23 protein-coding genes are annotated in these 26,112 nt (G+C 58.7%); 13 read left to right on the plus strand and 10 right to left on the minus strand.

The annotated features are described in order from the left end of the window. Positions 1-234 precede the first annotated feature (234 nt). Genes CMG77_RS02155 through CMG77_RS02170 form a run of 4 tightly spaced genes read left to right on the plus strand, consistent with a single transcriptional unit; the run spans position 235 to position 3,484 of the window. A complete protein-coding gene (locus tag CMG77_RS02155; protein WP_414673706.1) occupies positions 235-1,227 on the plus strand; it encodes a TRAP transporter substrate-binding protein in 993 nt (330 codons plus the stop codon). A gap of 17 nt (positions 1,228-1,244) precedes the next feature. Continuing rightward, a complete protein-coding gene (locus CMG77_RS02160; protein ID WP_123639213.1) occupies positions 1,245-1,742 on the plus strand; it encodes a TRAP transporter small permease in 498 nt (165 codons plus the stop codon). Between the two features lie 37 nt (positions 1,743-1,779). Next, positions 1,780-3,081, plus strand: a complete 1,302-nt coding sequence (locus CMG77_RS02165) for a TRAP transporter large permease (protein WP_286807145.1) — start codon at positions 1,780-1,782, stop codon at positions 3,079-3,081. Between the two features lie 19 nt (positions 3,082-3,100). Beyond that, positions 3,101-3,484 carry a VOC family protein gene (locus CMG77_RS02170; protein WP_123639212.1) on the plus strand — a complete coding sequence of 128 codons (384 nt, stop codon included), beginning with the start codon at positions 3,101-3,103 and terminating at the stop codon, positions 3,482-3,484. A gap of 60 nt (positions 3,485-3,544) precedes the next feature. On the opposite strand, the gene CMG77_RS02175 is transcribed toward CMG77_RS02170, so the two are convergent. Beyond that, complete coding sequence (locus CMG77_RS02175; protein ID WP_286807147.1) at positions 3,545-4,480, minus strand: sugar kinase; 936 nt, start codon at positions 4,478-4,480, stop codon at positions 3,545-3,547. A 214-nt stretch (positions 4,481-4,694) separates the two neighbouring features. Between CMG77_RS02175 and CMG77_RS02180 the strand changes: the two genes are divergently transcribed. Both CMG77_RS02180 and CMG77_RS02185 read left to right on the plus strand, forming a co-directional pair. Next, the gene (locus CMG77_RS02180; RefSeq protein WP_286903533.1) at positions 4,695-6,173 is read left to right on the plus strand and encodes a mannitol dehydrogenase family protein; all 1,479 of its coding nucleotides are present in this window, start codon (positions 4,695-4,697) and stop codon (positions 6,171-6,173) included. A 69-nt stretch (positions 6,174-6,242) separates the two neighbouring features. Continuing rightward, entirely contained in the window at positions 6,243-7,343 is a 1,101-nt protein-coding gene (locus CMG77_RS02185; protein ID WP_286807150.1) for a pectinesterase family protein, read from the plus strand. Between the two features lie 68 nt (positions 7,344-7,411). Here CMG77_RS02185 and CMG77_RS02190 read toward each other — a convergent pair whose 3' ends face one another. The 6 genes from CMG77_RS02190 to glnA form a co-directional block, all read right to left on the minus strand. Further along, positions 7,412-8,464 carry a class I fructose-bisphosphate aldolase gene (locus tag CMG77_RS02190; protein WP_286807151.1) on the minus strand — a complete coding sequence of 351 codons (1,053 nt, stop codon included), beginning with the start codon at positions 8,462-8,464 and terminating at the stop codon, positions 7,412-7,414. Positions 8,465-8,636: 172 nt separating this feature from the next. Continuing rightward, positions 8,637-9,896: a 6-phosphofructokinase gene (locus tag CMG77_RS02195; protein ID WP_286807152.1), complete on the minus strand. Its 1,260-nt coding sequence runs from the start codon at positions 9,894-9,896 to the stop codon at positions 8,637-8,639. A gap of 451 nt (positions 9,897-10,347) precedes the next feature. Then, positions 10,348-11,775 carry a nitrogen regulation protein NR(I) gene (gene glnG / locus CMG77_RS02200; protein ID WP_286807153.1) on the minus strand — a complete coding sequence of 476 codons (1,428 nt, stop codon included), beginning with the start codon at positions 11,773-11,775 and terminating at the stop codon, positions 10,348-10,350. Continuing rightward, positions 11,762-12,835: a nitrogen regulation protein NR(II) gene (gene glnL / locus CMG77_RS02205; protein WP_123639207.1), complete on the minus strand. Its 1,074-nt coding sequence runs from the start codon at positions 12,833-12,835 to the stop codon at positions 11,762-11,764. Before glnL ends, glnG begins: the two co-directional genes overlap by 14 nt. Before the next feature lie 244 nt (positions 12,836-13,079). Next, positions 13,080-13,613 (minus strand): DUF4124 domain-containing protein, encoded by a 534-nt coding sequence (locus tag CMG77_RS02210; protein WP_286807154.1) that lies wholly within the window; start codon positions 13,611-13,613, stop codon positions 13,080-13,082. A 189-nt stretch (positions 13,614-13,802) separates the two neighbouring features. Then, complete coding sequence (gene glnA, locus CMG77_RS02215; protein WP_123639205.1) at positions 13,803-15,209, minus strand: glutamate--ammonia ligase; 1,407 nt, start codon at positions 15,207-15,209, stop codon at positions 13,803-13,805. A gap of 336 nt (positions 15,210-15,545) precedes the next feature. On the opposite strand from glnA, the gene thiI reads away from it, so the two are divergent. From thiI to CMG77_RS02240, 5 genes are all read left to right on the plus strand, one after another. Continuing rightward, positions 15,546-17,003, plus strand: a complete 1,458-nt coding sequence (gene thiI / locus CMG77_RS02220) for a tRNA uracil 4-sulfurtransferase ThiI (RefSeq protein ID WP_286807155.1) — start codon at positions 15,546-15,548, stop codon at positions 17,001-17,003. A 23-nt stretch (positions 17,004-17,026) separates the two neighbouring features. Next, the gene (locus CMG77_RS02225) at positions 17,027-17,500 is read left to right on the plus strand and encodes a hypothetical protein (RefSeq protein ID WP_286807156.1); all 474 of its coding nucleotides are present in this window, start codon (positions 17,027-17,029) and stop codon (positions 17,498-17,500) included. 132 nt (positions 17,501-17,632) lie between these two features. Beyond that, positions 17,633-19,456 carry a translational GTPase TypA gene (typA, locus tag CMG77_RS02230; protein ID WP_036161415.1) on the plus strand — a complete coding sequence of 608 codons (1,824 nt, stop codon included), beginning with the start codon at positions 17,633-17,635 and terminating at the stop codon, positions 19,454-19,456. A 442-nt stretch (positions 19,457-19,898) separates the two neighbouring features. Then, positions 19,899-21,125, plus strand: a complete 1,227-nt coding sequence (locus tag CMG77_RS02235) for a glycoside hydrolase family 88/105 protein (protein ID WP_286807157.1) — start codon at positions 19,899-19,901, stop codon at positions 21,123-21,125. After that, positions 21,125-21,922 carry a sulfite exporter TauE/SafE family protein gene (locus CMG77_RS02240; RefSeq protein ID WP_246004449.1) on the plus strand — a complete coding sequence of 266 codons (798 nt, stop codon included), beginning with the start codon at positions 21,125-21,127 and terminating at the stop codon, positions 21,920-21,922. The genes CMG77_RS02235 and CMG77_RS02240 overlap by 1 nt, the downstream gene beginning before the upstream one ends. Here CMG77_RS02240 and CMG77_RS02245 read toward each other — a convergent pair. Continuing rightward, positions 21,919-22,602, minus strand: coding sequence for a TrmH family RNA methyltransferase (locus CMG77_RS02245; protein WP_123639200.1), 684 nt, complete (start codon positions 22,600-22,602; stop codon positions 21,919-21,921). The genes CMG77_RS02240 and CMG77_RS02245 overlap by 4 nt on opposite strands. Before the next feature lie 155 nt (positions 22,603-22,757). Further along, positions 22,758-23,795 (minus strand): ferrochelatase, encoded by a 1,038-nt coding sequence (gene hemH / locus CMG77_RS02250; RefSeq protein WP_286903534.1) that lies wholly within the window; start codon positions 23,793-23,795, stop codon positions 22,758-22,760. 132 nt (positions 23,796-23,927) lie between these two features. Here hemH and CMG77_RS02255 point away from each other — a divergent pair, with 132 nt between their 5' ends. Beyond that, a complete protein-coding gene (locus tag CMG77_RS02255; protein WP_286903535.1) occupies positions 23,928-24,371 on the plus strand; it encodes a thiol-disulfide oxidoreductase DCC family protein in 444 nt (147 codons plus the stop codon). A gap of 31 nt (positions 24,372-24,402) precedes the next feature. Next, positions 24,403-24,672, plus strand: a complete 270-nt coding sequence (locus CMG77_RS02260; protein ID WP_286903545.1) for a DUF6482 family protein — start codon at positions 24,403-24,405, stop codon at positions 24,670-24,672. A gap of 204 nt (positions 24,673-24,876) precedes the next feature. Here the strand turns inward: CMG77_RS02260 and CMG77_RS02265 are convergent, their stop codons facing one another. Then, positions 24,877-26,040: a PQQ-dependent sugar dehydrogenase gene (locus tag CMG77_RS02265; protein ID WP_286903536.1), complete on the minus strand. Its 1,164-nt coding sequence runs from the start codon at positions 26,038-26,040 to the stop codon at positions 24,877-24,879. Positions 26,041-26,112: the final 72 nt, after the last annotated feature.

A 26,112-nucleotide genomic window follows, 5' to 3' on the forward strand; every position in this document is an offset into this window, starting at 1 on the left:
GGGGTACACCGTTTCGGGACCGTAGAGCGGGGGACCCGCGATCCGAGCCCCCAGGGATGGGTTTACGGCGTGTCCCGAAACGGTGTACCCCATGGCAGCCCGGATTCGAGCCACCCAAGTCGAAAGCAAAGAAGTTCAAAGCACATCAGTTCAGGACTGACAAACAAGGTTTAATTGAGAGAGGGTAGGCTGCCCTGTATCATGGTCAGCTCGACAATAAGAGAGAAGGTCACTATGCAATCAAACCAACCAACCACCTGGCGGCGAGTGCTCGGCTGCATTGCGGTAACCATCGGCCTGGCCGGGTGCGACACCGTAGTGGACGACACCGTCTACATGAAAATGGGGCATGACCTCGATCGAAGCACGCCCGTGCACAAAGCCATGGTTCACATGGCCGACCGGTTGCATGAACTGTCGGACGGTAGCGTTCAATTGGAAGTCTACTCCAATGGCCAGCTCGGCTCCGAACGGGAACTGATTGAACTGCTCCAGATTGGCAGCCTGGCCATGACCAAAGTGTCCGCCAGCCCAATGGAAAGCTTCGTGCCGGAAATGAAAGTGTTCAGCTTGCCCTATGTATTCCGGGATCACGAACACTTCTGGAATTTTCTCGACAGCGATGCCGGTATCAAAATGCTCCAGTCAGGTGCGGATGTCGGATTGCGGGGGCTGGGTTACTACGATGCCGGTAGCCGCAGCTTTTACACCGTCAACAAACAGGTCGAAACGCCTGAAGACCTGGCCGGGATGAAAATCCGGGTTCAGGAGAGTCAGACCTCCATGGCAATGGTCCGCTCCCTGGGCGGCTCTCCAACTCCGGTTTCCTGGGGTGAGCTCTATACCGCCCTCTCCCAGGGTGTCGTGGACGGTGCCGAGAACAACCCGCCGAGCTTTTTCATCTCCAAGCACTACGAAGTGGCGAAGTTCTACTCGCTCAATGAGCACACCTATGTACCGGACGTGGTCCTGATCAGTAACTACGTCTGGAACTCTCTGGATGAACAACAGCAGGCCTGGCTGCAGCAGGCCATGGATGAGTCGGTGACCTACCAGAAACAACTATGGGCCGAAGCGACCGAGCACGCGCTGGAAGAGGTGCAAAGAGCCGGTGTGGAAGTGGTTTATCCGGACAAGACACCCTTTATGGAACGTGTTGAGCCCATGCATGAAGAACTGCGCGGTGAGCCCGTGTACGAGCTTCTGCAGCAGATCAAATCCATGTGAGCGCGGAGACGAGAGCCATGAACAGTGTAATGAGAGTAATTGATCGCGCCCTCGCCTGGGTGTTGATGGTATTGATGGCCGTAATGGTGATCGATGTCACCTGGCAGGTTGTCACCCGCTTTATTCTGTCCGAGCCCAGCTCGGTGACCGAGGAGCTGGCCCGTTTCCTCTTGGTCTGGATCGGGCTGCTAGGGGCCGCCTACGCATTTCGTGTGCGAGCACACCTAGGGCTGGATATTGTCACTTCCAGTCTATCTCGCCAAGCTCAGGTAAAAACCGAAATTCTGATCAACGTGCTGTGTTTCGCGTTTGCCGCGAGCGTGATGGTGGTCGGCGGTTTCAAACTGATGATGTTGACGCTGGACCTGAATCAACTGTCGCCAGCGCTGCAGATTCCCATGGGGTATATCTACAGCGTCGTCCCCATCAGTGGAATACTGATTTGTCTGTTCGCCATTGATCATATTCGATTGCGCGAAATTCCGGGTGCCAGTGAAGACCTGCCCATCGACTAACGCTGCTAGATAGAACGAATAAGAGAGGCGAACCCCTATGGAACTGTCAATTGTCGTGTTGGTGCTCAGCTTCGTTGTGTTGCTGTTCCTCAACGTCCCCATCGCTATCAGTATCGGCATTTCCACTTTGCTGACGATGCTGTTCACTATTGATTTTACGCCGGCGGTCATGACCCTGGCGCAGCGCATGGCGGGGGGCATCAACAGTTTTGCTCTGCTCGCCATTCCGTTCTTCATTCTGTCGGGCATTCTGATGGGTCAGGGCGGGATTGCGCACCGTCTGATTGAATTTGCCAAGGTGTTTTTTGGCATGCTGCCCGGCGGCCTGGCGTTTGTGAACGTGATCAGTTGTACCCTGTTTGGGGCCATTTCCGGCTCCGCCGTGGCGGCCACTTCAGCGGTCGGTGGTTTTATGGTCCCGGCCATGACCAAAGAAGGTTACGATCGGGGTTTTAGTGGTGCGGTCACGGTTACGGCCTCCACGACCGGCCTGCTGATTCCGCCGAGCAACGTGTTGATCGTTTACTCGTTGGCCAGCGGTGGTGTTTCCATTGCCGCGCTGTTTATTGCCGGCTACATTCCGGGCCTGCTGTTGATGGCCGGGTTGATGGCGGTCTGCGGTATCTGGGCCAAGATGAAAGGGTACCCGGTAGGCGATCGCATTCCGTTTCGCGAAGCGGTGCGTAAAACCATTGATGCCATCCCGAGCCTACTGCTGATCATCATCGTTATCGGCGGTATTGTGGCGGGTTTCTTTACCGCCACCGAGGCCAGTGTGATCGCGGTGCTCTACGCTCTGGCGCTATCGGTGTTCATCTACCGGGAGGTCAAGATAAACCAATTGCCGCAGATTCTGGTCAAGTCGGTTGAGACCACCGCGATTGTGATGTTGTTGATCGGCACCTCCACCGCCATGTCCTGGGTGATGTCCTATGAGAATATCCCGCAGACCATCAGCGATGCCCTGATTGCGCTGAGTGATAACCCCTACATCATTCTGCTGACCATCAACCTGATTCTGTTGATTGTCGGTATTTTCATGGACATGACACCGGCGGTCCTGATCTTTACCCCGATCTTCCTCCCGGTGGTCACCGAGCTGGGCATGTCGCCGCTGCACTTCGGTATCATGATTGTGTTGAACCTGTGTATCGGGTTGTGTACGCCGCCGGTAGGGAGTGTGCTCTTTGTCGGCTGCGGGATTGCCAAAACCACCATCAGCAAAATGTTCAAGCCCCTGCTGCCGCTCTATGCCGCGATGTTTGTTGTCCTGTTGCTGGTCACTTACGTGCCGGCTTTCAGTGAAGCCTTGCCGCGTCTGTTCGGACTGTACGAGTAACCTGGAGCGATAGAATACGATGAAAATTGAACACTTTGCCTACAATGTGGCTGACCCGGAGGCGGTGGCCGAGTGGTATACCGCCAATCTGGGGATGACCGTTGCACGGAAGATGGAGGGTGGGCCCCGTACCCACTTTCTGAAAGATTCCAGCGGCCAGGTCATGATTGAAATTTACAACAATCCGCCGGATGAAGTCCCGCCCTACGCGGATATGAACCCACTGATTCTGCATCTTGCGTTTGTGTGCGAAAACCCGGACGCGAAGCGGGCGGAACTCGAGAAAGTGGGAGCGACGTTTGTTGAGGAAGTGAAGCCTCAGGATGGCTCGCACCTGGTGATGATGCGCGATCCGTTTGGTTTCAGTATTCAGCTGTGTAAACGGGGCGTGCCGATGCTGTAGTGGCAGGGGTGTAGCCCAGTCGTAAAAAAGGCGGCGCCTGGGCGCGCCGCCTGTGAGGTGTCAGCCGTTGATACCGGCTTCAAACAGGGTTTTCTCGATTACGCCGCCCCGGTGCTGGATGACCACTCGTGCACAACGGGTGCCGTTTGCAGCGGCTGCCTCTGCCGAGGCGCCGTCCAGTCGCGCGGCCAGGTAGCCAGCGTTGAAGGTGTCGCCGGCACCGGTTGTGTCGATCACGTTATCGACTTTGGGCACCGGGACCCGTTGCTCTTCGCCATCTACGATCAGCACGGTTTCCTCGGCGCCACGCTTCAGTACCAGCTCGGACAGCGCCTGATAACGCTTTTTGCAGCCCTCGATGGAATCGTCGCCCCACAGCAGCTGCTCATCATCAAGCGTCAGCAGGGCGATATCGGTGTGCTTGAGCATGGCCTGCATGGCGTTCTGGGCGTCCTTGGCGGTGTTCCACAGGCGGGGGCGATAGTTGCTGTCGAAAATGACTTTTACCCCTTTGCCGCGCAGTTTGGCGAGGGCATCGAACAGGCTTTGCCGGGCGGTATCGGTCATGATGGCGAGCGTGATGCCGCTCAGGTAGACCGCGTTGAACTCCTGCAGCTGGTTGTACAGACGCACGCTTTCGTTGGGCTCGGAAAACAGTTCGCGCGCGGGCGCTTCGCGGCGCCAGTAGAAAAATTCCCGCTCGCCATCGGGGGTGTTACGGATGATGTACAGCCCGGGTGAACGACCGGCAGCCCGTTCGATCATATCAGTGCCGATACCCTCGTCGTGCATCCGCTGGATGATCTGCTCACTGTAGGGATCATCCCCGAGGCGAGTGACATAGTGGGTTTCCAGCCCCAGGCGGGACATGTAGACGGAGGTATTGTAGGTGTCGCCCGCGTAGGAGAGCGCCATGATTTCGCGGGTCTCCTCCTGCGCGGTAGGATAAGGCGAAAGCTCCACCATAACTTCGCCAATTGCTGCTATACGTGCCATAAAGAGGATGCCTGTTGGTTGATCGTTGATGTTGTAATGGTTATGCCGCGCGCTACGGGGCATGAATGCCATGGCGGCAATTGCAGGACAGTGAACAGAAAATATACCATCGAGTGGGAGAGATTGCCAATGTGAGTACGATTGACAACGCTGCCATAGAGCGGCGAAGAGCCTGACTCACAATTGCCTATCAACCAAAAGAAAGAGTGATGTTATGAAACGTTTAAACAATGAAACTTTGGGGCAGGTGCCCGCTTCCGTGAGCACCCCGAACTATGATCGCTCGGCGCTGAAAGCCGGTATTGTCCACCTGGGCATTGGGGCCTTTCATCGGGCCCACCAGGCTTTTTATACCGAAGCGGTCCTGAATCAATTTGGCGGGGATTGGGGCATCATCGGGTGCAGCCTTCGCTCGCCAACGGTGCGCGAGCAGCTCGCACCCCAGGACGGGCTGTACACGCTCGTTGAGCGCTCGAGCGACAGCGAAAAGCTGCAGATCGTCGGCGCCGTGAAGGCAGTCATGGTGGGCCCGGAAGATCCATCGGCGCTGGTCGCCGTGATGGCCGATCCGGCCATCAAGATTGTTTCGATGACGGTCACTGAAAAAGGGTATTGCCACGATCCGGCCACCGGCAACCTCAACCTGAAAAACCCGGATATTCAGCATGATCTTGAGAACCTGAACAAGCCCCGCTCGGCCATCGGTTATCTGGTATCGGCACTGAAAGCGCGAATGGACGCCGGCGTGCCCAGCTTTACCGCGCTGAGCTGCGATAACCTGCCCAATAATGGGCAGGTGTTGGAAAAGGCGCTGCATCAATTTGCCGAGCAGGTCTCGCCCGAGCTGGCGCAGTGGGTTCGTAGTAATACCACCTTCCCCTGCACCATGATCGACCGGATTGTTCCGGCGACCACCGACGACGATCGTCAGCACGTGGAGGAGTTGTTGGGCCTGCGCGATGAGGGAACGGTTTTTACCGAGCCGTTCACTCAGTGGGTCATTGAGGATAACTTCGTCAACGGTCGCCCCGCTTGGGAAGAGGTGGGCGCGCAATTGGTCGACGAGGTGGAAATCTTCGAGAAGATCAAGTTGCGCCTGCTCAATGGTGCTCATTCAACTCTGGCGTACTCCGGTTACCTCGCCGGCTTTGATTATGTCAGCGAGGTAATGGCCGAGCCGGCCTTCGTGAAGATGGTGGAAACCTATCATGCCCGGGAAGCCGGTGAAACGGTCAGTGCACCGGAGGGGTTTGATATTGAATTCTATAAAGGCCAGCTGCGCGACCGGTTTCGCAACAAATCGCTGAAACACCGGACCTGGCAGATTGCGATGGACGGCTCACAGAAGCTGCCTCAACGTCTTCTGCACACCTTGTGGGATCAGCTTCAGGGTGCTGGTCATATCGACATCATTACCCTGGGGGTTGCCGCCTGGATTCGCTATGTCTCTGGCGTTGATGAGAAGGGGCAGCCCATTGAGGTTTCCGATCCGTTGGCGGATACCTTGCGAGCGGCGTGTGATTCGGCAAAAGGTGATCCGGCGGCCATGGTCAAAGCGGTGGTTTCGATCAAGGAAGTGTTCGGCTCGGACCTCATCAATGAACCGGTGTTTGTCGAGTCCACCACTCGCTGGCTGACGTCGTTTTACGATAAAGGCGTACTGGTGACGGTTCGCGAACACTTTGGCGAGTAATTGCCCTCCCTGTCAGGCTGGGCGGCGCTCGCCCGGCCGGCTTTCCATAGCCCCTTTGAGATATTCATTATGAGACTCGTTTCGTTCGCCTTTGCGTTGTTGGCCATGATGGTGGTGGTTGGCTGTGGTGATGCCCGTCGAGACCTACACGCCGTTGTGGATCAACAGCAACGCGCGTTTGACGATCTGCCGGTCTACCCGACGGTGCAGGCCGCGTTGGACGCGGCTCCGGATTCGAGCGACGCCCCCCATCGTATTCTGATTCGCGCAGGAGAATACCGGGAGAAACTGAGAATCGACAAGCCCTTTATCCATCTATTGGGTGAAGGCATGGAACAGACCCGAATTCACTACGATGACTACGCCGGTCGGGACGACGGTGACGGTAGTAACCTGGGTACCTTCCGCAGCTATACGGTCAGTGTGACCAGCACCGATGTGCAGTTCCATTCGCTCAGTATCGAGAACCGCTTCGAATTTGTGGCCAACGATGCGCTGGCCAAGGACCATCCGGATCGGGTGAGCGGAACCCAGGCCGTTGCGCTGCACCTGGACAAGGGCAGTGATCGCATCCTGGCGCGGGATGTTCAGCTGCTCGGTCATCAGGACACGCTGTACATGAACGGCAAACGCGCCTGGTTCGACAAGTCGCGCATCGCCGGTAACGTGGACTTCATATTCGGCGCGGGTAATGCGTTGTTCACTGATTCGGATATTCTGACCACCGCACGCGGGAGCAGGCACGCCACACACGGTTATGTGACCGCGCCCTCCACGGATATCGAGTCAGAGTTCGGTTTTACCTTTCTCAACTGTCGGCTGCTCCGGGAGGAAGGCGTCCCGGATGACTCGACCGCGCTGGGTCGACCCTGGCATCCGACCACCACATTCGATGACGGCCGTTATGCCGATCCGGACGCGATTGGCAAAGCCGTTTTTGTGGGCTGCTACATGGCGGCACATATCAAGCAGTCCGGCTGGGACAAGATGGGTGGTACCGCTCCGGACGGCACCAGGATGTGGTTCACCCCGGAAGATTCCCGTTTCTTTGAGTATGGCAGTGAAGGGCCCGGCGCTCACGATCATGAGGGGCGGCGGCATTTATCCGAATCTGAAGTGAAACAATACCGGATTGATACCATTCTGGGAGATTGGGAGCCGGAGCGGTAGCTCCGTCCTGCCAACAAAAACGGCAGGACATACCTGCCGTTTTTGTTGATGTCATGAGTGCGTCGTGGTTAGGCGATCGTGATGCGCTTGTCCAGGTACACATCCTGAATCGCATTCAGCAGTTCCACCCCTTCGTTCATGGGACGCTGAAACGCCTTGCGGCCGGAAATCAATCCCATGCCACCGGCACGTTTGTTGATCACCGAGGTGCGCACCGCCTGAGCGAGATCACCGGCACCGGTGGATGCGCCGCCGGAGTTGATCAGGCCGATCCGACCCATGTAACAGTTGGCCACCTGGTAGCGGACCAGATCAATCGGGTGGTCGCTGGATAAATGACTGTAAACCTTCGGGTGGGTTTTCCCGACCTTCACCGCATTAAAGCCACCGTTGTTCTCTGCCATTTTCTGCTTGATGATATCCGCCTTGATGGTTACGCCCAGGTGGTTGGCCTGACCGGTCAGGTCGGCCGCGGTATGGTAGTCAACCCCATCCTGTTTGAAATCACCGTTGCGCAAGTAGGTCCAGAGAATGGTCATCATGCCAAGCTCGTGCGCCTGTTCGAACGCGGCGCTGATTTCCTGCAACTGACGGCGGGAATTCTCCGAACCGAAATAGATGGTGGCGCCGATGGCAACGGCTCCCATGTCGTAAGCCTGCTTGACCTGCCCGAACAGCGTCTGATCGTAAGTGGTCGGGTAGACCAGGGCATCGTTGTGGTTCAGCTTGACCACGAACGGAATACGATGGGCGTACCGGCGGGCAACGGACCCCAGCGCCCCCAGGGTTGAGGCCACCGCATTACAGCCGCCCTCAATGGCCAGTTCGACTATGTTCTTGGGGTCGAAGTACAGCGGGTTGGGCGCGAAGGAAGCGCCCCCCGAGTGTTCAATCCCCTGGTCCACCGGCAGGATCGACAGATAGCCCGTGCCGGCCAGACGGCCGTGATTGAGCAGTTGCTGATAGGCACGAAGCACCGGAATCGGGCGATCGGTCTGGGAAAAGGTCTGGCTGACGTAATCGGCACCGGGAAGCGTCAGCTGTTCCTGAGTGATTTTTTCACAACGGTGAGTGAGCAGGCTGTCCGCCTCTTCACCCAGCAGCTTGGTGATATCGTTCATGTCTTTCGTCTCTCAGTTGGTTGATACGCGCACTGGAGTGCGTCTCTATCGTGTTGGCCATCGGTGATGGCAGGTTGGGCTCCCCCGGGAATTGACAGAGACACCTTCTCCGGCCAAAAGCTCTCACCCCTTTCGCCGAAGAACATCGGTGTCCCTGTCAAAATCAATTCAATTAAAGATCGTAAAATTCCGCACACTTTTTGGGAATCACGGATTTGTTCAGTACCCGATAATCGGGCAGACCGTTCTGATAGGGAGGATAGGCCTCTCCCTCGATGAGGGGCGACAGGTATCGACGGGCTTTCTCGGTAATATGAAAGCCGTCGTCGCTGATGAAGTCGGTGGGTAGACATTTCTCGACGTTGGCCACCTCGGACAGGGGCGCCTTGTCGATGTGCCACCGGTAAGGCTGATCGCTTTCACGAACCACCACTGGCATGACGGCATTGTCCCCGTTGACCGCGTACCGCACGGCAGCGCGACCGAGTTCATAGGCCTGGTCCACATCGGTTTTCGACGCAATATGGCGGGCGGCCCGCTGCAGATAATCGCAGACTGCCCAGTGGCATTTGTAACCCGCATGCTGTTTGATTTTGTTCACAATGACGGGGGCAACGCCACCGAGTTGGGCATGACCAAAAGCGTCGGTGCTGCCGGAGCTGGAGAGAAACTCACCCGCTGCATCCTTCGCGCCCTCGGACACGACGATCATGCAGAAGCCGCGCTCGGCAACGACCCGGTCGAGCTGCTCCAGAAAGCGTGATTCATCCAGCTGCACTTCCGGGAACAGAATGATGTCCGGTCCCATGCCCCGCTCGTCCCGCGCCAACCCGGCGCTGGCGGCAACCCAGCCCGCGTGGCGCCCCATGACTTCCATGACGAACACCTTGGTGGAGGTGCGTTGCATGGAGGCGACATCGAAGGAGGCCTCGAGGATGGAAACTGCCGTATACTTTGCGACGGAGCCAAAGCCCGGGCAGCAGTCGGTGATCGGCAGATCGTTGTCCATCGTTTTGGGGACACCGATGCAGGTGATGGGAAAGCCCATCTTTTCGGACAACTGTGAGACTTTGTGCGCAGTATCCTGTGAGTCGCCGCCACCGTTGTAGAAAAAGTAACGAATATCGTGGGCCCGGAAGACCTCAATCAGGCGCTCGTATTGGGTGCGATGTTCCTCTATCGACTTGAGCTTGTAGCGGCAGGACCCAAAGGCGCCGGACGGAGTGTGCAGCAGTGCCGCCAGATCGCTCTCGGACTCGGCGGTGATGTCGATCAACTCTTCGGTCAGTGCGCCAATGATGCCGTCTCGGCCAGCGTAAAGCGTACCGATGGTGTCGGGGTGGGCTTTGGCTTCGGCGATAACACCGGCAGCCGACGCATTGATCACAGCGGTGACGCCGCCGGACTGCGCGTAAAATGCATTGTGTGGCACGGTCTGTTCCTTTGGTTGATAACAATGAGGTTATTCCTCATTGCGGTCTCTCGTCTCTCATCAGTGGGCGCTTTTTTTGACGTCTTCCGTAAGCTCTGTTGGCTTTTCCGGTTTGTGCGTCGCGCCTCACTCTATTTGATCATAGTGTCGGTATCGCACTCCGTAAATAATGTCGGGGTGCAGAATCCAGTGCCGATTGGTCGTCTTCTTGGGAGACGTTTGCTTGGGTGAGTTTTTATAGGGGGAGTGGATTTTAGCACAGGCAGAGCTGCTTGCAATGGTTGCGTGAGGATAAACCGGGTGTAACCGTTACGACTTTTTTGCGATGACCCGAGGCAATTATTGCGTACCGTTTACATAAGTATGACAAAGCAACAAGAGTGAATTAAGCGTCGGGTGCCATGCATCACCCGACGGCGTTGATTGTAGTAAGAATGACTTTCTCTTTGCTTCAGGGCTCAGCGCTATCATCTCCCCCCGCCATATCCAACTCTTTCAGTTTGCGAGTCAGGGTGTTCCGTCCCCATCCCAAAAGATTGGCGGCATCGCGTTTCCGACCTGCGGTGTACTTCAGGGCGGTTTCGATCAGTGCCCGTTCAAAAGTGGGTACCGCTTCACTCAACAGTTGGTGGTGTCCGCGCGCCAGAGCCTGATCCGCCCAGTGGCGCAGCGCCTTTTCCCAATCGTCGGCGGGGGCGTTGCCTTCCTTGTGGTGAAGCAGTTCCGGCGGCAGATCTTCAATGTGCACTTCACGCCCGGACGCCATGACGGTAATCCACCGGCAAGTGTTTTCCAACTGACGGACATTGCCGGGCCAGGCGAGGGCGCAGAAAAACTCTTCCGTTTCCGGCAGTAGAATCTTGGTATCCACATCCAGTTCGCCAGCGGCTTTTTGCAGAAAGAACTTGGCCAGCTTGGGAATATCTTCCCGGCGGTCGGCCAGCTTGGGAATATGAATGCGGATGACGTTAAGTCGGTGAAACAGGTCTTCACGAAAACGACCGTCGGCAACCAGGTTTTCGAGGTTCTGGTGCGTGGCGGCAATGATGCGAACATCTACTTTGACCGGCGTGTGGCCGCCTACCCGGTAAAACTCGCCGTCGGCCAGTACTCGAAGCAGACGGGTCTGGGTTTCGGCGGGCATATCGCCAATTTCGTCCAGAAACAGAGTGCCGCCATTGGCCTGCTCAAAGCGGCCCTGACGTTGCGCGGCCGCGCCGGTAAATGCGCCTTTTTCGTGGCCGAACAGCTCCGATTCCATCAGGTCCTTGGGGATTGCCGCCATATTCAAAGCAATGAAAGGTTCTTCCCGGCGGGGGCTGTGGCGATGCAGTGCGTGGGCAACCAGCTCTTTACCAGTACCGGACTGGCCGTTGATCAGTACCGTGATGTTGGATTGTGACAGGCGTCCAATGGCCCGGAAAACTTCCTGCATGGCCGGCGCTTCACCGATGATTTCGGTGTTGACTTCAACCGCTTCGCTGCCATCGCTTTCGCTTTTCTGTTCCTGGGCATGGGCCAGTGCCCGCTGGGTTACCGCTACCGCTTCGTCGACGTCAAAGGGTTTGGGCAGGTATTCAAAGGCGCCGCCCTGGTAAGCCGCTACCGCGCTGTCCAAATCGGAGTGGGCGGTCATGATGATGATCGGAATGTCCGGGTGTTGGGCGTGCAGATCTTTGAGCAGTGCCAGACCATCAATACCGGGCATCCGGATGTCGCTGATGATGGCATCGGGCACATCCCGTCCCAACTGGCTGATGGCGCTGTCGCCGGAGTCGAAGGCCCGCGCCTCAATGCCGGCACCCTGCAGGGCTTTTTCAAGCACCCAGCGAATGGATCGGTCGTCGTCGATTATCCAGACTCGGTTAGACTTCTGCATGTTGAGCTTCCATAGGTAGGTAGAGCGAAAAGCGGGTTTGTCCCGGCTCACTGTCGCATTCGATCAGGCCCTGGTGCTGGTGAATCAAATGCTGCGAAATGGTCAGCCCCAGTCCGGTGCCATCGGCCCGGCCGGAAATCATGGGGTAAAAAATGTTCTTGAGAATGTCCTGGGGAATGCCAGGGCCGTTGTCGACAATGTCGATGCGGCACACCAGCGGGTGGTGGTGTCGCCCGATGGTGTAGCGGCGCTGAATTCGGGTGACCAGTCGGATATCCGGTGCCTCGGTGCCACTTTCCAGCAGCGCCTGCATGGCATTGCGAGCAATGTTGAGCAGTGCCTGAATCAGCTGCTCTTTATCGGCATTCAGGTCCGGGATGCTGGGATCGTAGTCCCGGGTCAGGGTCACAGAACCGCTGCTCTCGGCCTTGATGATGGTTGCCACCCGCTCGAGCACTTCGTGAATGTTCAGCCACTGGCGCTGGGGCAACTGGTTCGGGCCGAGCATTCGGTCCACCAGATTGCGCAGCCGGTCGGCTTCATCAATGATCACCCCGGTGTATTCCTGCAGGTCGCTACCGGGCAGCTCCCGGGCCAGCAACTGCGCTGCGCCGCGAATGCCGCCCAGTGGGTTTTTGATCTCGTGGGCCATGCCGCGCACCAGATTGCGGGTGGTCTCCTGCGAGGAGGTCAGCATCTCTTCCCGGCTGATGCGCAGGAGGCGGTCGATGGGCTGGATTTCGATGACCAGTCCGGAGGCCTCACCAAAGGGGGTGACCGTGTAGTCCACGGTAATCTGGCCGCCGGTCAACAGCTGCCATTCGGCGTGGCGCTTGGTGTAGTGGTTGGCCTGTTCGGCGGCGGATTTGAGCTGTCCGGGGGTCTCGCTGGACTCGAAGAAAAACTGGGTAAGCGGCTCGCCAAGGGTTCGCTCGCAACTGACGGCGAGCAGGGCCTCGGCGGCGGGGTTCATATGGCGCAACCGCAGCTCGCCGTCCACCAGAATGATGGCGGTGCTCAGGCTGTCCAGCAGCGGCTTGTGAAGATCTCCGGTACTCACTCTCGGATCGACTCCCGGTCTGATTGAAGAAAGGCGGCTGGTGTGCGGCTCTATGCACTGAAATGGAGCCCGCCCTCAGGGCTGGTCTATGCAAAAAGCAATCCAACTGCGTATCGGCGGAAAGGCCCATTTTTGGGCGCTTCCGGAGAGGAGTGTAGGCGAGTTCGAAGGGGTGTGCACCATGTTGGTGCTTGTGGCGCAAAGCTCTGCCGTTCGCGCCATCAAACAGTGCGTTGAGGCGAGATCAGCTGCCACCGCGGGGAATGACGCTGGGGCGGTGCACATGAATGGTGATCGGCGCGGTCGCTGCCAGGCTCTGGCCTTGGGGATCCAGGATTTCGACCCGAACGGTATGCGTCCCCCGATAGATTTCCCGGACAATATGCTGGGTCGACCGGGTTTCGGCAACTGGGTCGCCGTCCAAGTAATAGACCAGTGCGTGCCCGGGCTGCAGGGCTGGTTGCAGCCGAACGGCTATGGGCAGGTCTCGCTGACCGGGAGGGACGCTGCTGTCGGGCTGGGGGGAGACGATTTCAATCGAATAGCCCACCGGGCCGGGGGCTTCCTCGTCGGCGGTGGCTCGGCGCTGGGGTGAGACTGGCTGCCCGGGGACGTTGTTGACCGGAGGCAGCTCGTCGGAGGCGTCTTCCTGAACGCCGCGGGGCGGCTTGTCCGAGTAGCTGACCCGTCCCTCTTCATCCACGGTTTTGTAGATGGGTTGGGCCACTGTCAGGAGGCTGAACAGCATCAGGGTGATAAGCAACAGTGCAGATCGCATAAAGGAGTCCCGTGTCGGCCTTTGTGGTGGCGGGGTACAGTAAAGCTTACTCCTTGGACCCATAAAAACAAAAGCCCGTTCAGTCACCTGAACGGGCTTTTGGTCATTCACCGGCTCGAAAGCCGGTTTTTACCGCGAATTGGCAGCTAGTGCCTACAGCGGTTGTTAGCAGCTAGCGCCCGCGGCGTTTTAGCAACTATAGTACAGCTCGAACTCAACCGGGTGCGGGGTCATGTTCAGGCGCTCGATCTCTTCACGCTTCAGGTCGATGAAGGCATCGATCACGTCGTCAGTGAACACACCACCGGCCTTCAGGAAGTCGCGGTCTTCGTCCAGAGCGTCCAGAGCCTGTTCCAGGCTGGAAGCCACGGTCGGGATAGCCTTGCCTTCTTCCGGCGGCAGGTCGTACAGGTTCTTGTCGGCGGGGTCGCCGGGGTGGATCTTGTTCTGTACACCGTCCAGGCCTGCCATCAACAGAGCCGCGAACGCCAGGTAGGGGTTGGCGGTCGGGTCGGGGAAGCGGGTCTCGATACGACGGGCCTTGTCGCTGTTTACGTACGGAATCCGGATGGAGGCCGAACGGTTGCGGGCGGAGTAAGCCAGCATCACCGGGGCTTCAAAGCCGGGTACCAGACGCTTGTACGAGTTGGTAGAGGCGTTACAGAAGGCGTTCAGCGCGCGAGCGTGCTTGATGATACCGCCGATGTAGTACAGAGCGGTTTCGCTCATGCCAGCATAGCCGTCGCCAGCGAACTGGTTCTTGCCGTCTTTGGAGAAAGACTGGTGCACGTGCATACCAGAGCCGTTGTCACCGATCAGCGGCTTGGGCATGAAGGTGGCGGTCTGGCCGAAGGCGTGCGCCACGTTGTGTACGCAGTACTTCAGGATCTGCACTTCGTCCGCTTTCTTCACCAGGGTGTTGGCGCCAACGCCAATTTCACACTGGCCGGCAGTCGCCACTTCGTGGTGGTGAACTTCAATTTCCAGACCCATGGCTTCCATAGCGTCACACATGGCGCCACGCAGGTCGTTCAGGGAGTCGACCGGAGGTACCGGGAAGTAGCCGCCTTTCACGCCCGGACGGTGACCGGTGTTGCCGCCGTCATAGCTTTCGCTGGAAGACCAGGCCGCTTCTTCGGAGTTGATCTTGTAGAAAGCGCCGCCCATGGTGGCGTTCCACTGAACACTGTCGAACACGAAGAATTCGGGCTCCGGACCAAACAGGGCAACGTCACCCAGGCCGGTGGACTTCAGGTACTCTTCAGCGCGCAGACCGATGGAGCGCGGGTCGCGGTCATAGCCCTGCATGGTCATCGGCTCAACGATGTTGCAGCGCACAATGACGGTGGGGCTGTCAGAGAAGGGGTCCATAATGGCGGTGTCGTCGTCCGGCATCAGGATCATGTCGGAGTCGTTGATGCCTTTCCAGCCATTGATGGAAGAGCCATCAAACATCTTGCCGTCTTCAAAGAAGTCTTCGTCCACATCTTTGGCGGGGATGGTGACGTGCTGCTCTTTACCGCGAGTGTCGGTAAAGCGCATGTCGACCCAACGCGCTTCGTGTTCTTTGATCAGGTCCAGTGTTTTTTTAGACATTGAATGCCTCCAATTGAGAATAGCCCGGGGGCTACGGATAAGAAAACCTGTGCATTAAACCGTGTTTTCACGCTGGCGGCTACATCGGATTGTGACGATCTTGCCAGCGCCAGTGTGCGATAAAGGGGCAAGATGTGTGCCATCGTGCGCAAAAGCGGCAGATCGGGGCGTTCAGCGGGGTTTCTGCACCAAGATGGATGTTGTCGTGATCTAAAATAGTGCACGAAACCGCCAATACGCACCATTGTGGTGCGACCGATCTTTTTGTTTGGGGTGGCCGCATGATTTATAATGCGCGCCTTTCCCGCAAGACAAGTTCTTCAACAGTAGGCGTTCATGCATTTTATCGTCAAGGTTTTTCCCGAAATCATTATCAAGAGCCCGCCGGTGCGCAAGCGCTTCATCAAGCAGCTGCGCGACAACCTGCGTCGGCTTTTGCAGCCGCTGTCGGAGGATATTCAGGTCAAGCGGGATTGGGAAAAGGTCGAAGTGCAGGCTCCTGGGGCCGACGAGCGGCTGACGCGGCAGGTGGCCGATGTACTGGCCCGCACGCCGGGTATCGACGCCTTTGCGTTGGTGCAGGCCTACCCTCTGGGGGATCTGGACGATATTCTGGCCAAAACCCGGGCCCGCTGGGCCGAGGCTCTGGCGGGCAAGACCTTCTGTGTGCGGGTCAAGCGCAGTGGTAAGCACGACTTCAGCTCCACCGACATCGAGCGCTATGTCGGCGGCGGGCTGCTGCAGCAGACCCAGGCGGCGGGCGTCAAACTGCGCGACCCGGACATTACCGTGCGGCTGGAGGTCAAGCGCCAGTGGCTGTTTGTGCTGGAGAATTTGCGCCGCGGGCTCGGTGGCTACCCCCTGGGCGCTCAGAACGATGGCGTCCTGTCTCTGGTGTCCGGTGGCTTCGACTCCATTGTGGCGAGCTACCTCACCATGAAGCGGGGCATGCGCACCCACTTCTGTTTTTTCAGCCTCGGCGGTCATGCCCACGAGATGGCGGTCAAGGAGGTGTCTTACTATCTGTGGCAGAAGTACGGGGCCTCCCACAATGTTCAGTTTGTCACCGTGCCCTTCGAAGGGGTGGTTGCCGAGATTCTGGAAAAGGTCGACAACGCCTACATGGGGGTGATCCTCAAGCGGATGATGCTGCGCGCCGCCAGCCGGGTTGCCGAAGAGCTGGACCTGAAGGCCCTGGTGACCGGTGAAAGTGTCGCCCAGGTGTCCAGCCAGACCATCCCCAATCTGAACGCCATTGATCGGGCCACGGATACCCTGGTGCTACGGCCGCTGATTGCCATGGACAAGCGGGATATCATCCAGTTGTCCCGGGATATTGGCACCGAAACCTACTCGGCGAATGTGCCGGAGTACTGCGGGGTGATTTCGGTGCGCCCGACCACCAACGCCAAATTGCACCGGGTGGAGTCCGAAGAGGCCCGCTTCGATTTCACCGTGTTGGAGCGGGCCCTTGAGGATCGCGCGCAGACGCCGATACATCACTTGGTGGACGCAGGTGAAACGGAACTGGATGTGGCGGTTGAGCCGCAGGTGGGCGAGGGCGATGTGGTCATTGATATTCGCCATCCCGACGAAGCGGGGCTCAAGCCCCTCGCGTTGACTGCAGATCAGTTGCTGGAAATTCCGTTTTTCAGGCTTAATGGTCAGTTCGGGAAGCTGGATCCGCAGCGCCGCTACCTGCTGTACTGCGAAAAAGGGGTGATGAGTCAGCTGCACGCGGCCCACCTGATGGATGCGGGCCATCGCAATATTGGTGTTTATCGGCCGGAGTAGGGCCGCCTCAGGAGAGTCAGAGCATGTCCCGACCCGCTGCGCGGTCCCGAAATGAATCTGCAGGCCAGAAATGGGCGCTGGTGGGCATCGCTTTTCTGTTGGTATTTCTCTCGGTCGGCTCAACGCTGTACGTCACCGGTATTCCCGCAGGGCTGTGGGGCTCGCGCGACGCCGAGGAGGCCCGGTACCGGCATACAACGCTGACGGATGCCGAGGCGGTCTGTACGGCTCACGCCCGGGAGGTGTTCGGGCGCCGGCTGACCAACCTGAGAGTGGACCGGTTTTCCAGCCGCCTCGACCGTGGGGACAATCAGTACAAGGTGTTCATGGAGGCGGATATCTATCCCAACCGCACCCGAGAAGGCGTGGCGCTGGAAACCTTCATCAACTGCTTTACCGCCACCGACTCAACGGACATCGAACTGTTCCAATATGCCAAAGACGGCACCCAGTTCATCGCGCCGGGCGAGGAAGAGAAGGGAATGTTTGGTTTGTAAGGCCCTTTCGGGCCGCTCTGAACGGACTTTTTTGTCTTTTTACGCACTTTTCCCGCAATTTTCATATCTGTGAAGCCTTCTGGCAGGTATAATGCCCGCCTTTTTCCAGAGTCCTCCCTCCTGAGAGTTTTCATGACAGACCAATCCGCTATTCAGAATTTGCGTAACATCGCCATTATCGCCCACGTTGACCACGGCAAAACCACCCTGGTCGATAAACTGCTGTCCCAATCCGGCACCCTGGACCGACGCAGCGAAGGCGCCGAGCGGATCATGGATTCCAACGATCAGGAGCGTGAACGCGGCATTACCATTCTGGCCAAGAACACGGCCATTCGCTGGAATGACTACCGCATCAACATCGTGGACACCCCCGGACACGCCGACTTCGGCGGTGAGGTCGAGCGGGTACTGTCCATGGTGGACTCGGTGCTGCTGCTGGTAGACGCCGTCGACGGCCCCATGCCCCAGACCCGCTTCGTGACCAGCAAGGCCTTTGAAAAAGGCCTGCACCCGATTGTGGTAGTGAACAAGGTTGACCGCCCCGGCGCCCGTCCGGACTGGGCCGTGGACCAGGTGTTCGACCTGTTTGACCGTCTGGGCGCCACCGACGAGCAGCTCGATTTCCCGATCATCTACGCCTCGGCCCTGAACGGTGTGGCGGGCATGGAGCCGGACGAGCTGGCCGACGACATGACCCCGCTGTTCCAGATGATCGTCGATAACGTGAAGGCACCGGATGTCGACATCGAAGGCGATTTCCAGATGCAGGTTTCCGCGCTGGACTACAACAGCTATGTGGGCGTCATCGGTGTGGGCCGCATTACCCGCGGCAGCCTCTCGCCCAACCAGCAGGTGATTGTGGCTCGTCCCGACGGGAAAACCCGCAAGGCCAAGGTCTTGCAGGTGATGGGCTATCACGGCCTGGAGCGGGTGGAAACCACGCGCGCCACCGCCGGCGACATCGTCTGTATCACCGGTATTGATGGTCTGGATATCTCCGACACTCTGTGCAGCCCGGAGAATGTCGATCCGCTGCCCGCATTGAGTGTGGACGAGCCCACTGTCAGCATGACCTTCCAGGTCAACGACTCGCCCTTCGCCGGTAAGGAAGGCAAGTTCGTCACCTCACGCAACATCCGCGAGCGTCTGGATCAGGAATTGATTCACAACGTGGCTCTGCGGGTTCGTCAGGGCGACAGCCCGGACAAGTTCGTGGTCTCCGGTCGCGGTGAGCTGCACCTGTCGGTGTTGATTGAAAACATGCGCCGGGAAGGCTTTGAGCTGGGTGTTTCCCGCCCGGAAGTCATCCAGAAGGAAATCGACGGCCAGATCCAGGAGCCGTTCGAGCAGGTGGTGATCGACGTTGAAGAACAGCACCAGGGCGCGGTGATGGAAGAGCTGGGCCTGCGCAAAGCGGAAATGACCAATATGGAGCCGGACGGTAAAGGTCGGGTGAAGTTGGAGTTCATGGTTCCCTCGCGCGGTTTGATCGGTTTCCGCGGCCAGTTCCTGACCCTGACGTCCGGTTCGGGCATCATGACCAGTATTTTTGACCACTACGGCCCGGTCAAAGCGGGTGAGGACCACAAGCGTCAGAACGGCGTGTTGGTTTCTATGGTCAAGGGCAAGACGCTGGCTTACGGTCTGCACCCGCTGCAGGATCGCGGCCGTCTGTTCATTGACGCTGGCGTTGAGGTCTATGAAGGTCAGATCGTTGGTCTGCATTCGCGGAACAATGATCTGGTGGTGAATCCGACCAAGGCGAAGCAACTGACCAACGTGCGTGCCTCCGGCACCGATGAGAACCTCACCCTGTCGCCACCGGTTCGTCATACCCTGGAGCAGGCGCTGGAGTTTATCGAGGATGACGAGCTGGTGGAAGTCACACCAGAGAGCATCCGCCTGCGCAAAAAACTGCTCACCGAAAACGAGCGTAAGCGCGCGAAGAAGTAAGACCCAAAGAAGTGGTTCTTAGACGGTGCGGTGGGGTGGAGGTATGTGGTTCATAGACCCGCCGTGAACCCATCCATGGGGGCTTCTCGTCGACATCCATGTCTCCGAGAGTCTATGAACCACATACCTCCACCCCACCTCTCTGCCAGCGAATTAACTGCGCCCTTTTTCCCGGGGTGCGGCACGGCCAAATCCGACACCTCCGACTAGAGATACAACGGGTAGTTAGTTGGCACTTAGGCATCTGCGGGGTACACCCGTCGGAGACTCTCTGAGGCATGGATGCCGATGAGAAGCCCCCATGGACGGGTTCACGGCGGGTCTCCGACGGGTGTACCCCGTAGATGCCGAACCTTTCAGAAACCCCCAATACCCAGCCCTTTGAATCTCCCCAAACACCCGCTATAGTCCCGGTACAAAAACCAAAACCGGGAGAGAGACAATGAATTATCAACCCTTTTGGCGTTTGGCCAGCATAGTCTTGCTGTCCGTCGCTACTCTGTACGCCTGCACTATCAATACCAACACCAATCCTTCCGTTTCAACCACCAACCGACCGCTATCCGTCTGGATGGCCGACTCCGACATTGAACGCAACCCCGAAGGCTGGATGGTCGATTTTCGGGAAACCCCCAAATGGGAATACACCCATGGCCTGATGATGACCGCCCACGAACGCGTGTGGCGGGCTACCGGCGAGGAGCGGTTTTTCGATTACCTGGAAGACTTCGCCGACTTCATGATCAGCGACGACGGCGATATCAGAACTTACGACCAGAGCCTGTACAACATTGATCGGGTGAATCCGGGCAAGTTTCTGATCGGACTTCATCAGGAAACCGGCGAAGACAAGTACTGGCTGGCGATCGAGCAATTGCGCGGTCAAATGCGCGACCATCCGCGCACGAGTGAGGGCGGCTTCTGGCACAAAAAAGTGTACCCGCATCAGATGTGGCTAGACGGCCTGTATATGGGCACGCCGTTTCTTTCCCGGTATGCGGCCACCTATGGTGAGCCCGAGCTGTACGATGACATCATCAATCAGTTCCGTCTGGTGGCGAAACATCACTGGAACGCCGAGGGGCAGTTTTTCTATCACGGCTGGGATGAAAGTCGGGAGCAGCGTTGGGCGGATTCCGAGACGGGGCTGTCTGAGCTGCCCTGGGGGCGGGCCATGGGCTGGTTGGCCATGGCGATTGTCGATGTACTTGATGACCTGCCGGAGCAACACCCCGACCGCGACGTGATGCTGGATATCGCCGACAAAATGGCCCGCGCCATCGAAACCCATCGCGACCCGGAGTCGGGTGTCTGGTGGCAGGTGGTGAATATGGGTGGGCGCGATGGTAATTACCTCGAGTCTTCGGCGTCAACCATGTTCACTTACTTCCTGCTCAAAGGCAGCGAGCAGGGTTATATCGACGAGCGGTATCGAGCTTTGGGGCTGAGTGCTTATCAGCGAGTGGTGGATGAATTTATCCGCCATAACGATGACGGAACGATCAGCATCACCAACGTCTGTGCGGTTGCCGGGTTGGGTGGTGATCCATACCGGGAGGGCACCTATGACTATTACATCAGCGAGCCGCGCCGGGCAGATGACCCCAAGGCGGTCGGGCCCTTTGTCATGGCGTCGCTTCTGTACGAGGACATGACCGGAGCTTATTGATGCTGGAATGGTTGCTGGGGTTTATGGCGCTGGGGGTGGTCACCGGGTTGGTGGCCGGCCTGTTCGGCATCGGCGGTGGTGGCCTGATGGTTCCGGTGCTCACCTTGCTGTTTGCGGCTCAGGGGCTACCCGAGGCGCATCTGGTGCACCTGGCTTTGGGCACGTCCATGGCCGCCATTGTGCCCACGGCGGTAGCCAGCTTGCGGGCCCATCACGGTCACAAAGCGGTGCTCTGGCCCGTGGTGGCACGCATGGCACCGGGGGTGTTGGTGGGGACCTTCGCGGCCACCTTCCTGGCGGCCTGGTTGACCCCGAAACCGCTAGCGATCTTCTTTTCGGTGTTCATGGCCTATGTCGCCTTGCAGATGATTCTGAACCGTCGTCCCGAACCTTCCCGCCAGTTGCCCGGAACGCCTGGGCTGGTCGGTGTGGCGTCGGGTATCGGCGGCGTCTCGGCGCTGGTGGCCATTGGTGGCGGCACCCTGACCGTGCCGTTTCTGACCTGGTGCAATGTGCGCCTGCCAGTAGCCATTGGCACCTCGGCGGCGGTGGGGCTGCCCATCGCCGTGGCCGGTGCCATCGGGTATATGGTGAATGGGTGGGGGGTGCCGGGGTTACCGGCGCATACCCTGGGCTATGTTTATTGGCCCGCCGTGCTGGCGATTGCGTCCATGAGCTACCTGACCGCGCCCGTGGGTGCCAGGTTGGCGCACCGGCTACCGGTGACCTGGCTCAAGCGGTTGTTTGCCCTGTTGCTGGTGGGGCTGGCCATCGAAATGCTGCGCACGGTCATCTAGCCTTTAGGGCTTCGATAGCGCTCGTCTTTGGGTGGAATCATATCGCCGTCTTCATCCATGTCCGGGAACGGCAGTCCGTAGCGCTCGCAATAGCGGACCATCTGCGGGTGCATCCAGCGAAACAGAATCTCCCGCACCGCCGGATCCCACTCGTCCAGTTCGCGATCGTACATACCCCGCTGCTGACGTTGGTGCATGGCCTCCTGCAGAATGATTGCGGCAGCCACACTCACGTTGTAACTCTCCACCATGCCAATAATGGGAATGGTCAGGTGCTCGTCGGCCTGCTCGGCGGCGTAGTCGCTCAGGCCTTCTTTTTCAGCCCCCATCACCAGCGCGAAGGGCTGGGTGTAATCGGCCTCCCGGTAGTGCATGGCGCGGTCGGACCAGTGCGCGGCGTAGAGTTTGAAGCCCTTGTCCCGAAGCACACCCATGCCGGTCTGAATGTCCGGGTGGACGACGGTACCGGTAAAGCGCCCGCTGCCCCCGGCGGTGTGGTGATAAACCAGCCGACCTCGACTAGGTTGGACCATATGGATTTCCGCCATACCCACGGCATCGGCGGTGCGCAGCATGGCGGAAATATTCTGGGCTTTGTGAACCTGATCGGTCAGCAGCGTCATATCGTGCTGACGCTGGCGCAGGACCTGTTTGAATTTCTCGAAACGGGCGCGGGACATAGGCGAAGGTGTGGTTGAGTTAAAACGCGCGATTATAGCATCGCGGGAGGGTCACGGCGGGTGCGCTTCGCTTACCCGCCCTACGCGACCTCCGCAGTTTACGTAGGGGCCGAGCGCAGCGGTANCGAAGCGCACCCGCCGTTACNAAGGGCGGATTAAAGCTCCCGNCGCAACACATCCACAATGGCTGCAATATGGTCTTCCCGGTCATTCAAGGCTGGAATGTAATGATAGGTCTCGCCGCCGGCTTCCATAAAATACTCGCGGTTTTCCTCTTCCAACTCTTCCAGCGTTTCCAGGCAGTCGGCGCTGAACGCTGGCGACAGTATGGCAATGTGCTTGATGCCATCCTTTGGAAGCTGCTTGAGGGTGTCATCGGTGTAGGGCTTGAGCCACTCTTCCCGACCGAAACGGGACTGGAAGGTAGTCATGCACTGCGACTCTTCCAGCCCCAGCTTTTCCCGCACCAGACGGGTGGTCTTGTGGCACAGGCAGTGATACGGATCTCCGTTGTCNAGATAGCGCTTGGGCGTGCCGTGGTAGGAGAACAGAAATTTCTCCGGCATGCCGTGCTCGTTGATATGGTCCTGCACGCTCTGGGCCAGGGCGCTGATGTACAGCGGNTTNTCCACGTAGCCNCTGATGAAGCTGATCGAGGGNACCCAGCGCCAGGTTTTCAACTCATCGGCCAGGGCGTCGAAGGTGGANGCNGTGGTGGGNGCGGCGTATTGNGGNTACAGCGGCAGCACCACNATGCGCCGGATACCCAGNTCCTGNAATTCCCNCATNACCTNGGGNATGGATGGGTTGCCATAGCGCATGGCGAGNTTGACGANCACCTCATCCCCNAGGGCTTTNTGCACGGCNNCGCGCTGGNGNTGGCTGATCACCAGCAGTGGTGAGCCTTCATCGCTCCAGACCGAGGCGTAGGCTTCAGCGGANTTNTTCGGNCGNACNCGCAGGATGATGCCGTGGAGGATGATTTTCCACAGCAGGCGCGGGACTTCAATGACCCGTGGGTCGGACAGGAACTCCGCCAGGTAGCGNCGCAGTGCCGGCGCAGTGGGGGCGTCGGGCGTGCCCAGGTTNGTGAGCAGCACCCCGGTTTTCTGNTGGGTGCGGCGGGTCTCATCCGAGGGGTTGTGAAAACGCTCTTCGACGCGGTCGTTGACCGCCCGGTATTGCTGGCTCATGAAGTCTCCTGTCTGTTGGCCTGACCGCAAACATAACGGGTTGCGGGGNATAATGCTACCGCCGGTTCTGGTTTGATCCAGCGGTCCCTGGCAAGCGTATTCTCNNGCAATGGATAAGAGGTTGNACCCGTGATGAATCGTTCTACTGCTAANCGCTCAATNGAAGCAGATATTCCCACNNCACAGCCTGGNCAGACCCTTGCCACCTTGTATTACGACGGTTTGTGCCCTTTGTGTCAGCGNGAGATGANTTTATTGAAGCGNCTCAAGTCGGCGCAGCTGCGNNTGCTGGANATCCACAAGCAGTGGCANCTNCCGGCNGAGCAGCGCGAGGCCATGTTGCGTCANCTGCATCTGCGCCTGCCCGATGGNCAGTGGCTGGTGGGCGCCGATGCCAGCGTTGAGGCCTGGCGTTACACCCGCGTNGGGTGGCTGCTCAAGCCGCTGCGTTGGCCGGTGTTCGGCCCGGTGGTCGATCGGGTGTACCGGCGCTGGGCGAAGCGGCGTTTCAAGCGGCTGTACGGCAGTGGCCGCTACCTGTGTACCTTGCCTGAGGAGGCGCAAAATGATCCCTGAAGCGAGTCGTTCGGAGCGTCGTGCNGTGGTGATGAGTTTTGCCGACTGTGCGCATTACCTGGTCGGTTATACCGAAACGCCNGTGGGNTGGGCGGANGAGATCGAGGTGGTGCGNGATGNNCGNGGNCGGGCGGAGAAGTTTCCCAGCCTGTATGCNGCCAAGCGGTGGTTGGCTCAGCACGGNGCCGATAAAGCCTGGTTGGTGATGCAGACACCCTACGATGAAATGGTGGGGCGGCCGACGCCGGAAGAGACGATGAGTGAGATTCCGTTGGTGCTGGTGGAGCAGAATCACCGCTAGCNCNTTGCGTCGGGTTACGGCCTTTGGCCTAACCCGACCTACTGAAAGTGTGGCGGTGAGCTATGTAGGTCGGGTTAGTGTGGCAGATTACGCGCTGCGCGCTCCGATGCGTCGGACCGATCCGTCCTACTGAGAGGGCTATGTAGGTNGGGTTAGGCCAAAGGCCGTAACCCGACAATTCTTACCGTTCCTTCAGCCTGCTGNCTACTTCGCNGGCTCAACCTTCAGAATTTCCCCATTGCGATCGTCGGTCAACAGGTACAGGTTGCCATCCGGNCCCTGCTCAATNTCNCGCANNCGCTTGCCGATGCTTTCATCGAACATCCGCTCCTCGTGNGTCACTTTCTCGCCATCNAGNTCNAGGCGCGATACCAGTTGGAACTTGAGGGCNGTNACCAGCAGGTTGCCCCGCCANTCGGGGAACTGATTGCCGGTGTAGAAAATCATCCCGGCGTTGGCGATGGACGGATCCCAGTAATGCACCGGCTGCTCCATGCCTTCTTTTTCGGTGCCTTCACCAATNTTGCCACCACCGTACTGTTCACCGTAGGTGATGATCGGCCAGCCGTAATTGTTACCGGCCCGGGTCACGTTGATTTCATCACCGCCCTGGGGGCCATGTTCGCCAGTCCAGAGCTCGCGGGTGTCCGGGTGCAGATCAGCGCCCTGGACGTTGCGGTGGCCGTANGACCAGATTTCCGGCTGGGNGTCTTTNTCGCCCACGAANGGGTTGTCATCGGGCACGCTGCCATCGGGGTGGATGCGGGCNACGGTGCCGATGTGGCTGTCNAGCTCCTGGGGNTAGTTGTCTTCAAANTCCTGCTGGCGATCCCCCATGGTGATAAACAGGGTGCCGTCGTCGCGGAACACCAGGCGGGAGCCGAAGTGGCCATTGCTGCGCACTTTGGGTTGCTGGCTGAANATGACNTCCACGCCCTGCAGTTCATCCTGGGCGTTGGGCATCAACTTGCCNCGGGCNACNGCNGTGCTGGTNCCGCCNTCNCCGGGNTCGGAAAAGCTGAAGTACACCCAGCGGTTNTCGACAAAGTCGGGGTCAATGGCCACNTCCAGCAGGCCNCCCTGGCCGCGGCTGGCAATCTCGGGCAGGCCCTTGAGTGCGGGNCCCTTGGTGCCGTCGGCGCCGACAATCCGCAGGTCNCCGGAGCGCTCGGTGACCAGCATGTCACCGCCGGGNAGGAAGGCCATGCCCCANGGGTTGCTCAGTCCGTCGGTCACCGTNGTGACCTTCAGCTTGGCCTTCTCGGTTTCGATNATGGTGGCGTGATCGTCCGCNTGANCGCNNGCGGCCATCAGGCCCAGTGCGGCGCAGGCCAGCACGGGCGANAGNCGGGTCAGTAGTGAAGCCATGGTCAGTCTCCTCAAATCAGTGAAAAAGGGTGTGACCTGATGATACGCAGCCCAAGTGGGTTTGAATCAGTG

Origin of the sequence: Marinimicrobium sp. (assembly GCF_002695945.1) — a bacterium.
GTDB classification, from domain to species: domain Bacteria; phylum Pseudomonadota; class Gammaproteobacteria; order Pseudomonadales; family Cellvibrionaceae; genus Marinimicrobium; species Marinimicrobium koreense.

Coding starts and splice junctions, on each gene's coding strand:
- CMG77_RS02155 (WP_414673706.1), top strand. CDS start 235: ATGCAATCAAACCAACCAACCACCTGGCGGCGAGTGCTCGGCTGCATT.
- CMG77_RS02160 (WP_123639213.1), top strand. CDS start 1,245: ATGAACAGTGTAATGAGAGTAATTGATCGCGCCCTCGCCTGGGTGTTG.
- CMG77_RS02165 (WP_286807145.1), top strand. CDS start 1,780: ATGGAACTGTCAATTGTCGTGTTGGTGCTCAGCTTCGTTGTGTTGCTG.
- CMG77_RS02170 (WP_123639212.1), top strand. CDS start 3,101: ATGAAAATTGAACACTTTGCCTACAATGTGGCTGACCCGGAGGCGGTG.
- CMG77_RS02175 (WP_286807147.1), bottom strand. CDS start 4,480: ATGGCACGTATAGCAGCAATTGGCGAAGTTATGGTGGAGCTTTCGCCT.
- CMG77_RS02180 (WP_286903533.1), top strand. CDS start 4,695: ATGAAACGTTTAAACAATGAAACTTTGGGGCAGGTGCCCGCTTCCGTG.
- CMG77_RS02185 (WP_286807150.1), top strand. CDS start 6,243: ATGAGACTCGTTTCGTTCGCCTTTGCGTTGTTGGCCATGATGGTGGTG.
- CMG77_RS02190 (WP_286807151.1), bottom strand. CDS start 8,464: ATGAACGATATCACCAAGCTGCTGGGTGAAGAGGCGGACAGCCTGCTC.
- glnG (WP_286807153.1), bottom strand. CDS start 11,775: ATGCAGAAGTCTAACCGAGTCTGGATAATCGACGACGACCGATCCATT.
- CMG77_RS02210 (WP_286807154.1), bottom strand. CDS start 13,613: ATGCGATCTGCACTGTTGCTTATCACCCTGATGCTGTTCAGCCTCCTG.
- glnA (WP_123639205.1), bottom strand. CDS start 15,209: ATGTCTAAAAAAACACTGGACCTGATCAAAGAACACGAAGCGCGTTGG.
- thiI (WP_286807155.1), top strand. CDS start 15,546: ATGCATTTTATCGTCAAGGTTTTTCCCGAAATCATTATCAAGAGCCCG.
- CMG77_RS02225 (WP_286807156.1), top strand. CDS start 17,027: ATGTCCCGACCCGCTGCGCGGTCCCGAAATGAATCTGCAGGCCAGAAA.
- typA (WP_036161415.1), top strand. CDS start 17,633: ATGACAGACCAATCCGCTATTCAGAATTTGCGTAACATCGCCATTATC.
- CMG77_RS02235 (WP_286807157.1), top strand. CDS start 19,899: ATGAATTATCAACCCTTTTGGCGTTTGGCCAGCATAGTCTTGCTGTCC.
- CMG77_RS02240 (WP_246004449.1), top strand. CDS start 21,125: ATGCTGGAATGGTTGCTGGGGTTTATGGCGCTGGGGGTGGTCACCGGG.
- CMG77_RS02245 (WP_123639200.1), bottom strand. CDS start 22,602: ATGTCCCGCGCCCGTTTCGAGAAATTCAAACAGGTCCTGCGCCAGCGT.